Below are 15818 nucleotides of genomic sequence, written 5' to 3'. Positions count from 1 at the left end.
AAGCGCTAGATATGGCTATTAAGGGACGTCAATATCATCGTTCGTGTATCCATCACTCTGATCGTGGTCTCCAGTATTGCTCAGGTGTTTATCAAGATAAGTTGAAAAGTAGCGGCATAAGCCCCTCGATGACAGACGGTTATGACTGCTATCAAAATGCATTAGCAGAGAGAGTAAATGGAATACTGAAACAAGAGTTCTTACTTGATAAGTGTAAAAACCTCGGAGAGCTTAAACAACTAGTAAAAGAGTCTATAAGTACCTATAACAACATGAGGCCGCACCTTAGTCTCAGGATGAAAACTCCAAATGAGGTGCATGAAAAAAGCCAACAGCTGACGCTGTTGACTTAGTAGAAATACTGTCAACGTATTTTAGGACGAGACAGAAATTAAATACACGTTCTAAAAACCTTTCCAGTCGAAGTCATCAATTCTTTCATCTGCAATATAAAACAACTTAGTACCGCTACTGATCACTTGATCCAGTTCTGGGTTAAGTTCAATCCCACGGCCGGAATCTATCGCTATCAGCGTTGCTTGATACTTCTCTTTAAACGCAGCAAAGATCGGCGCGACGGTTACTGGCTCGGCATCTGCAGGATAATAGGTAGAATACTGCGTCATGCCCCTTGTTGAGCTTAATAGCTCTTGATGCAACGCACTTGATCCCGGATCAACCGCGGCCTTAGCCAGCATTTCAGCGCCTACTGCAGGAATACACTCAGAATTTGGGCAATGTTTATGTAGAAGGTCACTCAAAGCTTCATCTTTAAAGTAAACGAGTAGATGAGCTTTAGGGTTTCGATTAGCACAGTAAAGTGCCGCAGATAATGTGATGTCGTCTTCCGGGTTATCAATCAAAATACAACTTGCTGACTCGATGCCGGTTTTTTCCATCTCTTTGCCATCAGTGTAACTGTTGACTTTAACGAAGTTGATTTCACCAGGTAACGGATTTTCAATATCAGAACGAGTACACAACACAATTGGTCGTTTACCCGTTTCTTCATGTTGCAACATGCGGATTAGATGTATGGTGCGCTGCTCATTCCACCCAAGCATCAAAATGTGGTTGTCCACTCTCACTCTCCTTTTCCCTAACAAGCCGGCTCGCCAATATTCAACACCTTCTGTGGCGACTTTACCTAGTAACGCCGCGAAAAGGCTGAGTCCACCCGGAATAATAAACAAAATCACAATCCATCGACCCGCTTCAGTCGTCGGCGATAAATCACCATAACCAACCGTTGAAGCTGTCACGACTAAATAGTAGGCGAACGTGGTAAACGAGCTTGTTAAGCCCGTCTCGCCCGCCAAATACAACGTTGACCACGATAGAAAAACGTAGCCTAAGAATGTAAACAATAAGTTCTTGCCATTCAGAACGAAGATATTCGCTTTGAACCAACGTTTGAGTTGTAACCAAATTATCATTGGAGCCTCTAATTATTGTCTCTTACGTACATGCTAGAAAAAATACACGATATCAACAAGATGTATCATCAGAAAAAGATACATGAACGCAAAATCGATATTATCGCCCTATATTCAGATACAAAAAAACCAGCACGGTATGCTGGTTTTTATCTGTAACTTATAAAGTCACGACTAAGCGTTGCCTTTCACTTGTATGTTTAGCTGTTCAGCAAAATCAAGCATGCGGTTTAACGGGATCAGAGACTTAACTCGCAGTTCATCAGAAACGAAGATCTCGTGCTGTTTACCACCGTGCTCAAGTGCATTTTCAATCGCTTCAAGCCCGTTCATAGCCATCCAAGGACAGTGTGCGCAGCTACGACAAGTTGCACCAGCACCAGCGGTTGGCGCTTCAATTAGCTCTTTTTCAGGAACCAATTGTTGCATCTTGAAGAAGATACCTTTGTCTGTCGCGACAATCATCTGTGGATGCGGCAGCTCTTTCGCTTTTTTGATTAGTTGGCTTGTTGAACCAACAGCATCAGCCAGTTCAACAACGCTTGCTGGTGATTCTGGGTGAACTAGAATGGCCGCTTCTGGGTATATCGATTTCATTTTCTTCAGAGCATCAGCTGAAAACTCGTCATGAACGATACACTCACCTTGCCAAAGCAACATGTCAGCGCCAGTTTGGTTTGCGATGTAAGAACCTAAGTGACGGTCAGGCCCCCAAATGATTGGCTTGCCTTCAGCGTCTAGGCTTTCAACGATTTCTAAAGCGATACTCGACGTAACCACCCAGTCTGCACGAGCTTTAACAGCCGCAGAGGTGTTTGCGTAAACAACCACGGTGTGGTCAGGGTGTGCATCACAAAATTCTGTAAATTTATCAGCCGGACAGCCAAGGTCAAGTGAACACTCCGCTTCCAACGTTGGCATTAAGATTCGTTTTTCAGGAGTCAGAATCTTTGCAGATTCTCCCATAAAACGAACACCAGCGATGATCAGCGTGCTTGCTGAATGACGGTTACCAAACTTAGCCATTTCTAAAGAATCGCCAACGAAACCACCAGTTTCTTCTGCAAGAGCCTGAATTTCAGGATCTGTGTAGTAGTGTGCAATTAGAACTGCATCTTTTTCTTGAAGTAGTGTTTTGATGTTCGCGATGTGGGCCTGTTTCTGAGCGTCGCTCAAAGGAACGGGCTTAGGCGGAAACGGGTAAACTGTATCGATTTTATCTAGTATATGACTCATTGCTCTTGCTCTACGCAACTTCTTCCGAGAATCCGAGTATTCTACACAGGACAGCGATTGGGATCAAAAAGGATTAGTTGCAAACGGTTACTCACTAATACTTAAAAAGCATAAATAAGTCGTTACGTTGCTATCACAAGGAGAGGAATTAGATATCTAATAGCTGACGAAAGCATCTAACCACGAGTAAATAACCAACAGCTAACTCAGCAACCAATGAGCCGCTATCAGTCAGTCCTACTAATAAGTACGAACAGCCAATAAGTAAATAATAAAATGCAACGGGTATAAAAAAGAGGTACCAGAGTACCCCTATTTTGTTTTATAAGTGAGTTTTAGCCACTTTTGCCGAAGCACTGTTTGGGTACTCGGTCACGACTTGTTGGTAATATTTCTTAGCTTGCGCCACGTTGTTGTTACGCGTTGCTATGTCACCAAGCTTAACCAGGGCATCTGCTCGCTTATTTGAATCTTTGTATGATACAACAGCGGCAAAACTCTTCACGGCTTCTTCATCTTGCTTCTTAGCAAAGTAAAGCTGACCTAACCAGTAATGAGAGTTAGGTGTGAAGGTAGAATCTGGGAAGTCTTTTTGAAACTTTTGGAATGCTGCAATAGCACCCGTATAGTCTCGTTGCTTTAGAATCATATCTACAGCATTTTGATAAGCGGTTTGCTCATCAACGTCGGTACTAAATGTGCCTGAAGCATCTTTAGCGCCTGCGCTCGCAGTCGCGGCTACAGCCGTTTTACCTGACGCTTTCACCTCACCTCTAACGCGATCCAGTTCAATGAACAGTTCACGTTGACGCTCTAACATTTGCTTCATATCGTAACTGTTTCGCTCTAGCTCACCACGAAGTTCACTGATCTCCAGTGACATGTCGTCGATTTGCTGCTGCATTTGAAGCTGAACGAGGTTGCGATTTTGAAGCAAGCGCTCTAAACGCTCAATATCTGATTCGTTAGATGCTGATCGAGAGGAAGATGATGAATTGGTTGCGGTGCTATTGAGATCGGATACTGGGGCTGGTGCAGCGAACGTAGTGTTCGCTGCACTTGCCAGTAACGAAAGCAAAATGACTCGCTTTGTGTTACTGAACATGAGGCAATTCCTCAATTATATAGTCTACTAAAATTAGTAAACTAATACTGCGCGACGGTTTTTAGCGTACACATCTTCAGATTGACCTAGAAGAAGTGGCTTCTCTTCACCGTAGCTTACGATAGAGATTTGGTCTGCTTGAACACCTAGAGCTTGTAGGTATTTCGCTACAGCTTGTGCACGACGCTCACCAAGTGCGATGTTGTACTCAGGAGTACCGCGCTCATCAGCATGACCTTCGATAGTAACGTTCATGTCAACGTTCTTAACTAGGTAAGCTGCGTGAGCTGCTAGCATTTCTTCGTAGTCGCCAGCGATAGTTGAGTTATCGAATGCGAAGTAGATTGTTTGAGTTTCACGTAGCGCTTGCTCTTTAAGCTCTTGCTCAGACAGTTGACCGTTAGCGTCAATTGGCGTTACAACAGTTGTGTCTACGTTGCCTTCTGTACCTGAAGTTGTTTGGTTGCTTTCAGTACCAGATGTTGCAGATGTTGCTTCATCAGTTGAGCTACATGCCGTTACTGCCATCACTGGTAGTGCAATCATCAAGCCTTTAAGAACTTTGTTAAGTTGCATCTTTTTTTCCTTACGTTATCAAACTTAGTTTCTACAGCCGACTAAGTGCTATAGATAGTTAAATGCCACAATAGTTAACACTATCAATAGCTAATAGAATATGTGACTTTTACTAGAGAAACGGTGACCATGCCGGCGCTCTTACGCGTCCGTTGGTTGCCGGTAATCTAGCTTTAAAACGGCCATCGATAGAAACCATCGATAATACGTTTGTTTTATTGTAAATAGAGCTATAGATAACCATACCTCCATTCGGCGCAATACTTGGAGATTCATCTAACAATGTTTTTGTTAATACTTGAACTGCGCCCGTTTCCAAGTCCTGTTTAGCCAAGTTAAAACCTGAGTTACTACGATTGACCATAATCAGGAATCGTCCGTCAGGAGTAATCTGACCACCTAGGTTTTGGCTACCTTGCCAAGTAATGCGAGAAGTCGAATTATTGGACAAATTTACATTATAAATCTGGGGTTTACCACCACGATCCGAGGTAAAAATAAGAGACTTGCCATCTGGGTACCAGAATGGTTCTGTATTATTTGAGCGGCCGCGAGTAATTTGAGTCAGCTTACGACTTGCAAGGTCAAGCGTGTACACTTGAAGGCTGCCTGTTTTCGACAATACCAATGCCAATGTTTTGCCATCTGGCGAAAATCTTGGTGCACCATTATGACGAGGGTATGACGTCACCTTCTCACGTTCACCCGTGTAAATATTCATAATGAATATTTCAGCTTGTCCGTTTTGGAAACTCACATAAGCAAGCTTCTTACCGTCTGGCGACCATGCTGGCGACATCAAAGGCTGTTTAGAACGCAGTACTAAACGCTCATTAAAGCCGTCATAGTCAGCCACACGAAGCTGGTATGGGTATTTGTCTTTGTCGTTTACTACCACATAAGAAATACGAGTTAAGAACGCACCTTTTTCACCAGTTAGCTCTTCATAAACTAAATCAGAAATACGGTGTGCGTATTCTCTTAAGCGTTTACCAGGAACCGTGGCCTTTTTGTTAAACAGAACGTGATCTTTAGAAAGCACGAGCTGTCCTTCATCACTTAACGCACGGCTTTGCCCTTTGGTTAGCTGACCACGAACAATGTCGATCAACTGGTAGTTCACTACATATTGCCCTTCAGCATTCTTAGTGATACTACCGGTTAGCAATGAATCAACACCTAGATTCGTCCAAGCATCAAAATCCACCTCAGCTTCGCTGTAAGGCGTTTGAGGCATTTTGCTGGTCGCAACTGGGCTGAATTTACCACTACGCTGTAAATCAGAAGCAATAACCGCTGATACGTCATGTGGTAATGGTTCTGCACCTTCCCAACGGAAAGGAACAATAGCAATCGGTCTAGCAGAGTTTATACCGTCTGTAATAACAATTTCTAATTTTGCAAAAGCAGAGCTAGAAAAAATACATGCCATAACAAACAGGCTCTTGAAAAAGTTACCTTTAAGCATAAGTTATCCATTTCTCATTATGGGATGAACCGAAAGTCAAAATCTCGGAATATTTGTTGTAATGATGAGTCTTGTGGAAAATCGAACTCTCTCGCTTTAACTGTAGCAGCCTGTGCTGCAGAGCAAAGCTGGCGATTTCCGCTAACTACCGAAACCCTTCTCACTACAGCTTTATTACCACCAGTTGGTGTCAACTGAATGTTAAGAACACACTCTTGACCACGGAAGGAGTCTTCCATCAAGAGGTTTCGTTGTACTGTTTGTTGATAAATTGATATATATCGAGCCTTTTCATCTTCTAAGTGCTGGTTCAAAGCAGTGTTGTTATTGCTTTGTTCAGTCTCCAGTCCAGCAAAGATGTCGTTCAATGCTGCTTCTTGCTGTTTACGTTCTTTTTCAGCTCTTGCTGCAGCTTCTTTTGCTTTACGCGCTTTCTCCGCTGCGGCTGCCGCTTCTTTCTCTTTCGCTATACGTTGCTTTTCAGCACGTTCAGCGGCTTCTTTTTCTTTACGAGCTTTTTCTGCTGCTTCTTTCGCGGCTTTTTCTTTTGCCACGCGTTCTTGTTCAGCTTTGGCGACAGCCGCTTCTTTGGCTTTACGTTCTTTTTCAACCTTAACAAGCGCTGCTTCTTTAAGTTTACGATCCGCTTCGGCTTTAGCCGCTTTCTGTTGCTCTTGCTTTAAGCGCGTCTCTTCAACTTTACGTTGTTTCTCTTTCTCTACTCGACGCTTTTCAGCTTCACGGGTCGCTTTGGCCTCTTTTGCTTGCTGTTCTTTTAGCTTACGAATGTTTTCTTCTTCGGCTTTGCGATTCTTTTCAAGTCGCTCGCTTTCACGGCGTAATTTGTCTAACCGTTCTTGCTCTTTCTTACCCGCAGCTTCTCTTTGTTGACGAATCTGCTGAGCTTGCTGACGAACCAGTTGAGGATCAATTACGACTGCCTGAACCATCCGCCCTGTTGGCTTAGGTTCTGACATAGTAAAATCTGCTCCCCAAATAAGAGCAACGAATAGAATGACATGCAGCCCGATTGAAATTAGAAGCGGCGTTTTAGAATTATTGGATTTTTTATTATTCGCTTTCATGAATGCTACGGAGCTATTCCCTTATATCCGTTAAAAGGCCAACCTTTGGCACACCTGCACGGCTTAATTCATCAAGTAATAAAACCACTTCAGCGTAAGGCGTTGCGGCATCACCGCCGACCGCCACTGGAGAATTAGGCTTCAGAGACAACTCGGCTTTCACTCGAACAATAATGTCTTCAAGTGACAAACCACGCTGTACGTCTTCGTTATTAACGCTTAGGCCAAGCTCACCGTCTTTGTTAACTTCAACAATAATAAAGCTGGCGTTCTCGTCACCCAACAGATCTTGAGCAGATTGAGCCGTTGAAGCTTTTGGTAATTCAACATCAACGCCTTGCGTAACGAATGGTGAGGTCACCATAAAAATAATCAGCAAAACCAGCATAACGTCGATGTAAGGTACAACGTTAATCTCTGCCGTCATTTTGCGTTTTTTAGGTTGGTATCCAGCCATCTATTATTCCCTGCCAGCCATCGCTTGACGGTGAAGAATACTGTGAAACTCTTCAGAGAAAGTCGCGTAATTGTGTTCTAGTTTACCCACTCTACTGCTAAAGCGGTTGTAAGCCATAACAGCTGGAATCGCTGCAAACAAACCCATAGCGGTTGCTATCAGTGCTTCTGCGATACCGGGAGCTACCATTGCTAGCGTTGCCTGCTTAACTTCACCTAATGCGATGAACGAATGCATGATGCCCCAAACGGTACCAAATAGGCCGATATATGGGCTGATAGAGCCGACTGTTGCTAAGAAAGGCAAGTTGGTTTCTAGCTCATCAACTTCACGGGCAACCGCAACGCGCATTGCACGGCCAGTACCTTCCATAATGAAGTCTGGAGAAGTCGCGTTTGATTTACGTAGGCGAGCAAACTCAGTAAAGCCTGCGTAGAAAATTTCTTCAGTACCAGAAAGCTCGTCTTTGCGTTTATTGCTCTCTTGATACAATTTAGCGAGATCAACGCCAGACCAGAATTTATCTTCAAACACTTCAGTTTGTTTCGAAGCTTGAGATAACACTTTACTTCTTTTTATGATCATTGCCCAAGAAGCAACAGACATGCCCATAAGAACCAGCATGACCATTTTAACCAGTAAACTGGCTTCTAAAATTAGGCCTAAGATTGAGATTTCAGCAGTCACTATTCGTTAGCTCCGTAAGAATAAATGTTGGCATTGCCTTTGGTTTCATTTTTTGATTGTCGATACATGCTACCTTAACCATTGCTTTACACAATGCTTTGCCATCAGGATTTACGATCTCTTGACAGAAGACCAAGGTAGCTCGCTTCAATTCGTAAATATTTGTAATGACTTGTAAAGAATCATCAAGGCGTGCGCCTTGAATAAAATCAATGTCCATATGTCGGACTACAAAACCGATATTTTGTTCTAACAATACTTGTTGAGAAACGCCAATTGAACGTAGCATCTCAGTTCGAGCGCGTTCAAAAAACTTGAGATAGTTAGAATGGTACACAACCCCACCAGCATCGGTGTCTTCGTAATATACGGTTACTGGCCATGTAAACGGCTTAGATAATCCCTGCAAATTAATACCACAATCCCAAAACGATAAAGATCTCACTATAACCTAACTCATTATCATTAATAGTATATGACAGTGAATTTTTTGAGTTAAGAGACGAAAAAAAAGGCCATCTGTTTAAGATGACCTCTCTTTGACTAAAAACCCAACAACCACCTAGGTTTACTTTGTTATAAACCTAATCCACTGCCCTATTTAGATAAGGCGTAGCGCTGTTAGGTAGAGCAAAATTGTGAGTGAAACGTATGGGCTAAACAGTAGTTGCCACATCCAAGCTCTCGGCTTAAATCCGATACCATAAACCATGCTTGAGCATACCGCCCATATAAACATTGGCCCGATGATCGCATTAAAGCCACCGATGCTTGTCGCATACGCTTCAGGATCCCACATTACTAAACCAACATGCATGAAACCCAATATCAGGGATAAAACTCTTAACAGAGTCTTATCCATTGGTTGATGCAGCTTAGCAACTTGCTCCGCGAGATTACTCACTGTCTTTGTCCATCATTTCTGAATGCTCAAGCCAAAGAGCATTGATGATGCCGAATGCACATGCTAGAAGTACACCCAAAATCCATGCGAAATACCACATAAAATTTCTCCTAAGTTATTTAACTTCTAGCTTAGTAAGCTGAAACGTCGTTATCTTCGATGTGTTTCTTATCTAGACGACCGAACATTTTGTAGTATGTCCAAGTTGTGTAGCCAAGAATCACAGGCACCATTACCGCCGCAACTCCAGTCATAAGACCAAGCGTTAGCTCACTTGCTGTTGAATCCCACATAGTCAAACTATGGTCAGGGTTTAGGCTTGATGGCATTACGAATGGGAACATTGCAAAACCAGCCGTTAAAATAACACCAGCGTTAGATAGGCTTGAGAACAAGAATGCGAAACCACCACGCTCAAAACGAGATGCAATCACAGCAAGCAGTGGCATTGCTACACCAAGAATCGGCGCTGCCCACATTGCTGGGTACGTTTCGAAGTTTGTCATCCAAGCACCAACTTGAAGTGATACTTCTTTGTTTAGTGGGTTTGAGTCAGCAAACGTATCGATAGTACTCGTGATGACATAGCCTTCGATAGATTGAACCCAGAAGCCACCAATAACAAACAGAGCAATAGCAATTAAGCCAGCGATCTGAGCAACGTTACGAGCGCGACTGTGCAGCTCTTCTGTTGTCTTCATTTGAAGCCATGTTGCACCTTGCATAACGAACAACATCAGGGCCAACACACCACAAAGCAATGCAAATGGGTTTAGCAGAGCGAAGAACGTACCATGGTATTTAGACATCATAAATTCGTTCAGGTCAAAGGGTACACCCTGTAATAGGTTACCAAATGCCACACCGAAAATGATTGGCGGTACGGTGCCACTAAAGCAGAGTGCGTAGTCCCAAGTTTTACGCCATTTTGGATCTTCAATCTTAGAACGGTAATCAAGAGCGAGTGGTCGTAACCAAAGCGCTGCTAGCGTCGCATACATTGCGAAGTAAAAACCAGAGAAAGACGTCGCGTAAACCAAAGGCCATGCAGCAAACAATGCACCACCAGCCGTAATTAGCCAAACTTGGTTGCCATCCCAGTGAGGGGCAATAGTATTGAGCATAATACGACGTTCAGTGTCGCTCTTACCAATAACAGGTGAAAGGGCTGCAACACCCATATCGAAGCCATCAGTTACGGCGAAACCAACCAGTAGAACACCGATCAACACCCACCAAATAAGTCGTAAGCTTTCGTAATCAAACATAATATTCCCTCACTTATACTTCGACTGAACGGCTAACTTTGTCTTCAACAGAGTTATCGTTTTGTTCAAAGTGGTAACGGCCTGTCTTTAAGCTACTTGGACCTTTACGTGCGAATTTCAGCATTAGGTAAACTTCAGCAATCAGGAACACTGTGTACAGTGCCAGAATTGCGAATAGAGAAGTCCAAAGCTGACCAATAGTTAGTGCTGATGCTGCAACGTTAACCGGTAGAATTTCACCAACCGCCCATGGTTGACGACCAAACTCAGCAACGAACCAACCCGCTTCAATCGCAATCCATGGTAGTGGAATTGAGAATAGCGCCGCTTTTAGTACCCATGGTTTCTGTTCGATCTTCTGACGACACGTTTGAACAAACGCCGCACCGAATACAAACAGCATAATGAAGCCACAAGCAACCATCAGACGGAATGACCAGAACAGAGGCCAAACTGTTGGGATTGAATCATCCGCAGCCATCTGGATTTGGTCTTCTGTTGCATCAACAACGTCGTCTGTGTAGCGCTTAAGGAGCAAGCCGTAACCTAGGTCACCTTTTACTTCATCGAAAGCTGCAATGTTTTCTTCAGATTTGTCGCCTGAACGTAGTTTTTCAAGCAACTCATATGCGTACATACCCGTACGGATACGATCAACGTGGTCATCACGTAGGTCACGCAGGCCCGTTACTTCCGTATCAAGAGAACGTGTTGCGATGATACCCATTACGTAAGGAATTTTAATTGCGTAGTCAGTATTCATTGTTTCTTGGTTTGGAATACCAAAAACAGTAAATGCGGCTGGTGCTTCTTCCGTGTGCCACTCCGCTTCAACAGCAGCTAGCTTCACTTTTTGAACTTCACCAAGCTCGTAACCAGATTCATCACCTAGCACGATAACTGACAGGATCGCTGCCATGCCGAAAGATGCTGCAATCGCAAAAGAACGACGAGCAAAGGCAAGGTCACGACCTTTAAGAATGTAGTATGAGCTGATACCAAGGATGAACATTGCACCCGTAGTGTAACCAGACGCCACTGTGTGTACGAATTTAACCTGCGCTACTGGGTTTAGTACAACTTCAGCGAAGCTCACCATTTCCATACGCATAGTTTCAAAGTTAAATTCTGCACCTACTGGGTTTTGCATCCAGCCGTTTGCTACCAAGATCCAAAGCGCAGAGAAGTTAGAACCAAGTGCTACTAACCACGTTACCGCTAAGTGTTGACGCTTTGACAATCTGTCCCAACCGAAGAAGAAAAGACCAACAAAAGTAGACTCTAGGAAGAATGCAACAAGCGCTTCGATAGCCAGCGGTGCACCAAAGATGTCGCCAACATAGTGAGAATAGTAAGACCAGTTAGTACCAAACTGAAACTCCATGGTTAAGCCTGTCGCTACACCAAGAGCAAAGTTAATACCAAACAATTTACCCCAGAACTTGGTCATGTCCTTGTAAATTTGCTTGCCAGTCATTACATAGACTGACTCCATAATGGCAAGTAGAAATGCCATACCTAAAGTCAGTGGAACAAATAGGAAGTGATACATCGCTGTGAATGCAAACTGCAATCGCGACAGATCAACAACATCAATCATGGTAACTCCTTTGTGTCGGCTGAAAGACACTTGTGTGATTAATCACCGCAAAAATCCATGTTAAAACAATTTGTGTAATTGTTATTACAAATTGAAATTTGTAGCAAAAACGTACCGTTATAGTTAGATTATTGTTAAGCATGAGCTAATATAGCTGGCGCTAATATTACTGGTAAAATCAGTATGTTTCAAAAGGTTTATAGGAGAACCTTGCGTTGATTTGTATCAATTTTATTCCAGCAAATTAGGGTTATTTTTGAACAATCATGATTAAAATCACACCAATTTGGCCTCTGTTAATAACAGCGCATGATATCTGTGACAAAAGCTCAGCACTGTTTCAACATACAAACTACAACTACCTATAAAGTATTAACAAAACATATGACAACTTATTTCATTTTTTGTTACCTAAATCAAACTCGAAATCAAAGTTTCCATTTTTGAATCCTGATATTCAGACTTTTTATCGACTCGCTCAAAGAGTTGTTATTCAATAAAAACCAAAAAATCCCAGCGCTTATGCAACTGGGATCTTTAAAAATGAATAATTTAACGATTAGAAGGTTTATCTATTCCGAAGTGTAAATACGCTCTGTCGGTAGCAATTCGGCCTCGTGGGGTTCTTTGCAGATAACCTTGTTGGATTAAGTAAGGTTCCAATACGTCTTCAATGGTGTCTTTCTCTTCACCAATTGCTGCTGCCATGTTGTCGATACCCACAGGACCACCGCCAAACTTCTCCATAATCGCGAGCAGAAGTTTTCTATCCATATAGTCAAAACCTTTCGCGTCGACATCCAGCATGTTGAGTGCTTTGTCAGCGACATCAGGGCAGATATGTCCATCACCCTTTACTTCCGCGTAGTCACGGACACGACGCAGCAATCGGTTAGCAATACGCGGTGTACCGCGTGCTCGGCGAGCAATTTCTAACGCCCCTTCCGACTCCAGTGAAAGCCCAAGACAATCTGCACTGCGCTGAACGATATTTTGAAGGTCTTCTACTTTGTAATACTCGAGACGTTGAGTTATCCCAAAACGGTCACGTAACGGAGAAGTTAGTGACCCAGCACGTGTTGTCGCGCCGATCAACGTAAACGGAGGTAAATCGATTTTAATAGAGCGCGCTGCTGGACCTTCACCAATCATGATATCCAATTGGTAGTCTTCCATCGCAGGATAAAGCACCTCTTCAACCACAGGGCTCAAACGGTGGATTTCATCAATGAAAAGCACATCATTTTCTTCAAGGTTGGTTAATAGCGCCGCTAAATCGCCTGCCTTCTCCAATACCGGTCCCGAAGTGGTACGGATGCTCACATCCATTTCATTGGCAACAATATTCGCAAGCGTGGTTTTGCCTAAACCCGGAGGGCCAAAAATCAACAGATGATCCAGAGCTTCATTTCGCATTTGAGCTGCTTGAATGAAAATCTCCATCTGGTTACGAACGTGATCCTGACCTTGATAGTCGGAAAGCGCTTTAGGGCGAATTGCACGATCAATGACATCTTCATCTTTGAATACTGGGTTATCCGGTGCAATCAGGCGATCGGCTTCAATCATAAATTCTGTTATTCCTAACTCTGCTCTTACTGACTCTGCTCTTACTGACTCTGCGCTTCTTGACTCTGTGTAAAGGCAAAGTGAATGAGTCTATTTTCTAGAACAAGTATATAAGGTATTAAACCATCGACTTCAGTGCTTCGCGAATCAGCTGTTCGCTCGTCATACCATCTTTGGCCACTTGAGCGACAACCTTAGAAGCTTGAGTCGGCTTATAACCCAATGCAAGTAGAGCACTTACCGCTTCTTCTTCAGCGTCATGCACGGTTGGCATCGAGTCCATTGGTGCTGCATCAGTTGCTGGAGTAAACAAATCACCAGCACCCCACCCTTTCAGGCGATCTTTCATTTCAACGACAAGACGTTCGGCGGTTTTCTTACCAACGCCCGGAAGTTTAACAAGTGTCGAAATATCTTCGCGCTCAACACTTTGAACGAATTGACTTGCTGTCATTCCCGAAAGAATACCAAGGCCAAGTTTAGGGCCAACACCATTCGCTTTGATCACTTCACGGAACAAGGCACGCTCTTTAACAGTATTAAAACCGTAAAGTAGTTGCGCATCTTCACGAACCACAAAATGAGTGTAGATAATTGCTTCTTCGCCCACGTTCGGTAATTCATAAAAACAGCTCATTGGCATTTGTACTTCATAACCAACACCACTCACTTCGATTAATAATTCTGGTGGCTGTTTTTCTATTAATGTACCGCGTAGACGTCCGATCACAATTCACTCTCTCGATGGAATTTAATTTGAGGGACAGAATATAAAAGAACTGGATGCTTATCCAGTTCTTTGTGTTTATTAAGGCGATTTATTTAAGCTTGCTTCGCTTGTGAAACCACGCTGTTCAAGCTTTCGACCAATTCTTTCACCGAGGTAACATGACCAGTGAGTTCAGAGCCATAATTCGCGACTAAACCCGACACGGATTTGGTTTCTGCAACGCTTTGTGCGACCTCTGAACTCGCCAGGTCGAGTTCTTTTAGAGAGCCCATTTGCATCGCCATAATATCGGTCAGTTGATTGACATCGGTCGAGATAGTTTGAACCTCCGATATGATGTCGTTCATTTCATTAGCCGTGATTTCAATAATGTTTCTGCCATGTTCAACTTCCTCTTTACTGCGGTCCAGCAAGGTTCGAATCTCTATCGCTGAATGACTACTTTTCGCAGACAGCTCTCTAACTTGATCAGCCACCACAGCAAACCCTCTTCCCTGTTCGCCTGCGCGAGCGGCTTCTATCGCGGCGTTGAGTGCCAATAGATTGGTTTGTTCGGCTACGGAAGTAATAAGATCAGCAACTTTCATTATCTCTTGATTGCTTTGAATAATTTGACTGATTGCACTGGTCGAAGCTTCTAGTGACTCAGAACTCTTCTGCGCTTTCGTTCCAACCGCTTCACTACGATCTTTCAGTTCTCCAACAAATGAGTTTGATTCTTCTATTCCTTGGGTCATTTGGTGAAGCTGTTGGCTCATCTGCTCGGCGGCACTCGCCTGAGATTCACAATTGATGTTCAACACCTCAACTTGAGCATGCAAGTCTTGTGACTGCTGATCCAAATGCACCGAAACGTCCTGTAGGCTTTCAGAGTTCGAGTTAGCTTGATCAAGTACAATGGAGAGTTGCCCCTCACTCTGGGTCGCTTGATTCGCTATCTGCTGGCTTTCTGAAATTGCATCCTCTGCCATTTCTATCGCCACTTCTTTTTGCTTAGCCGTAAAAGCTTGAGCAATACAAATAACAACGAGCGGCATAATCACACCAGACCATGTTTCAACAACTACGGCTTCCGGAGTGAGCACTAACTGTGGAAACTCAAACCCTTTAAGGTGAGCTGAAGTCATCACCAGCGAAACACCGATAACCAGCCCACTCCACACCAAGGCGACAATTCGAGTCCCAGATAAAAAGAAAGCAACCACCAACAAAGGTACCCAGTAAGCTTGAGTTGAAGCAACGACACCACCGCTTTGATAGATGATATTAAGTGCGTGTACCGCCATACCAACAAAACCAAAATTCAATGCAAGGCTAGGCTTACTCGTGATGCGTAATAGAAGCGCCGAGATTAGTTCAAATACGATAAGAAATACGGAAGTAACAACAAGCAACGGCTCTTCGTGCTTTGTCCATTTTAAGAAGCTATACACACCTACGAAGAATGCGATAAAAGTGAAGAGTAATAAGATATCGGCTTGCCTGACTTCGTTGTTACTCCATTTGGTACGATTGGGTAGAAACAACGCGCGCCACAGCTTTATAGGGTTCATCAGTGATCATCCTTGATTAACTTGTAAGACCTCCGACCAATGTTAATAACATGTTAAATCGGACGCAATATTCTTATCAACGATCTGTTCGAAAGATCTCATTTCATCAAGGATTTAACTGTGATTATGGTGTGTTGATTGTTT

The 15818-nt window shown here is 43.4% G+C and carries 17 protein-coding genes; 1 reads left to right on the top strand and 16 read right to left on the bottom strand.

The window, feature by feature from the left end:
• Positions 1-353, top strand: a 353-nt coding sequence (locus AACW75_RS19445; protein WP_237297501.1) for an integrase core domain-containing protein, incomplete at its 5' end; no start/stop codon positions are given.
• A 51-nt stretch (positions 354-404) separates the two neighbouring features.
• Here the strand turns inward: AACW75_RS19445 and AACW75_RS19440 are convergent.
• The 16 genes from AACW75_RS19440 to AACW75_RS19365 all read right to left on the bottom strand — a co-directional run bounded on the left by AACW75_RS19440 (position 405) and on the right by AACW75_RS19365 (position 15674).
• A complete protein-coding gene (locus AACW75_RS19440; RefSeq protein ID WP_102552808.1) occupies positions 405-1436 on the bottom strand; it encodes a potassium channel protein in 1032 nt (343 codons plus the stop codon).
• 174 nt (positions 1437-1610) lie between these two features.
• Positions 1611-2672 (bottom strand): quinolinate synthase NadA, encoded by a 1062-nt coding sequence (nadA, locus tag AACW75_RS19435; RefSeq protein ID WP_145565056.1) that lies wholly within the window; start codon positions 2670-2672, stop codon positions 1611-1613.
• Between the two features lie 322 nt (positions 2673-2994).
• The gene (ybgF, locus tag AACW75_RS19430) at positions 2995-3777 is read right to left on the bottom strand and encodes a tol-pal system protein YbgF (protein ID WP_029225246.1); all 783 of its coding nucleotides are present in this window, start codon (positions 3775-3777) and stop codon (positions 2995-2997) included.
• A 33-nt stretch (positions 3778-3810) separates the two neighbouring features.
• Positions 3811-4353: a peptidoglycan-associated lipoprotein Pal gene (gene pal, locus AACW75_RS19425; RefSeq protein WP_010437916.1), complete on the bottom strand. Its 543-nt coding sequence runs from the start codon at positions 4351-4353 to the stop codon at positions 3811-3813.
• 112 nt (positions 4354-4465) lie between these two features.
• On the bottom strand, positions 4466-5821 hold the full coding sequence (gene tolB / locus AACW75_RS19420; protein ID WP_145570930.1) for a Tol-Pal system beta propeller repeat protein TolB: 1356 nt from the start codon (positions 5819-5821) through the stop codon (positions 4466-4468).
• 17 nt (positions 5822-5838) lie between these two features.
• Positions 5839-6906: a cell envelope integrity protein TolA gene (tolA, locus tag AACW75_RS19415; protein WP_145570932.1), complete on the bottom strand. Its 1068-nt coding sequence runs from the start codon at positions 6904-6906 to the stop codon at positions 5839-5841.
• A 13-nt stretch (positions 6907-6919) separates the two neighbouring features.
• On the bottom strand, positions 6920-7363 hold the full coding sequence (tolR, locus tag AACW75_RS19410; RefSeq protein WP_017076428.1) for a protein TolR: 444 nt from the start codon (positions 7361-7363) through the stop codon (positions 6920-6922).
• Between the two features lie 3 nt (positions 7364-7366).
• The gene (gene tolQ / locus AACW75_RS19405) at positions 7367-8050 is read right to left on the bottom strand and encodes a protein TolQ (protein WP_017076429.1); all 684 of its coding nucleotides are present in this window, start codon (positions 8048-8050) and stop codon (positions 7367-7369) included.
• A complete protein-coding gene (ybgC, locus tag AACW75_RS19400) occupies positions 8040-8495 on the bottom strand; it encodes a tol-pal system-associated acyl-CoA thioesterase (RefSeq protein WP_017076430.1) in 456 nt (151 codons plus the stop codon). Before ybgC ends, tolQ begins: the two co-directional genes overlap by 11 nt.
• 156 nt (positions 8496-8651) lie before the next feature.
• Positions 8652-8954 (bottom strand): cyd operon protein YbgE, encoded by a 303-nt coding sequence (gene ybgE / locus AACW75_RS19395; protein WP_017076431.1) that lies wholly within the window; start codon positions 8952-8954, stop codon positions 8652-8654.
• On the bottom strand, positions 8947-9054 hold the full coding sequence (cydX, locus tag AACW75_RS19390) for a cytochrome bd-I oxidase subunit CydX (RefSeq protein WP_000270284.1): 108 nt from the start codon (positions 9052-9054) through the stop codon (positions 8947-8949). Before cydX ends, ybgE begins: the two co-directional genes overlap by 8 nt.
• 31 nt (positions 9055-9085) lie before the next feature.
• Positions 9086-10222, bottom strand: coding sequence for a cytochrome d ubiquinol oxidase subunit II (gene cydB / locus AACW75_RS19385; RefSeq protein ID WP_017076432.1), 1137 nt, complete (start codon positions 10220-10222; stop codon positions 9086-9088).
• A 13-nt stretch (positions 10223-10235) separates the two neighbouring features.
• Positions 10236-11822 (bottom strand): cytochrome ubiquinol oxidase subunit I, encoded by a 1587-nt coding sequence (cydA, locus tag AACW75_RS19380; RefSeq protein WP_029225247.1) that lies wholly within the window; start codon positions 11820-11822, stop codon positions 10236-10238.
• 552 nt (positions 11823-12374) lie between these two features.
• Complete coding sequence (gene ruvB, locus AACW75_RS19375) at positions 12375-13391, bottom strand: Holliday junction branch migration DNA helicase RuvB (RefSeq protein ID WP_017076434.1); 1017 nt, start codon at positions 13389-13391, stop codon at positions 12375-12377.
• A 118-nt stretch (positions 13392-13509) separates the two neighbouring features.
• The gene (ruvA, locus tag AACW75_RS19370) at positions 13510-14121 is read right to left on the bottom strand and encodes a Holliday junction branch migration protein RuvA (protein ID WP_017076435.1); all 612 of its coding nucleotides are present in this window, start codon (positions 14119-14121) and stop codon (positions 13510-13512) included.
• Between the two features lie 92 nt (positions 14122-14213).
• The gene (locus AACW75_RS19365) at positions 14214-15674 is read right to left on the bottom strand and encodes a methyl-accepting chemotaxis protein (protein ID WP_017076436.1); all 1461 of its coding nucleotides are present in this window, start codon (positions 15672-15674) and stop codon (positions 14214-14216) included.
• Positions 15675-15818: the final 144 nt, after the last annotated feature.

The sequence above is a fragment of the Vibrio sp. L3-7 genome (genome assembly GCF_963898195.1).
Classification (GTDB): Bacteria; Pseudomonadota; Gammaproteobacteria; order Enterobacterales; family Vibrionaceae; genus Vibrio; species Vibrio echinoideorum.
This window is presented reverse-complemented; position numbering and strand designations above follow the sequence as displayed.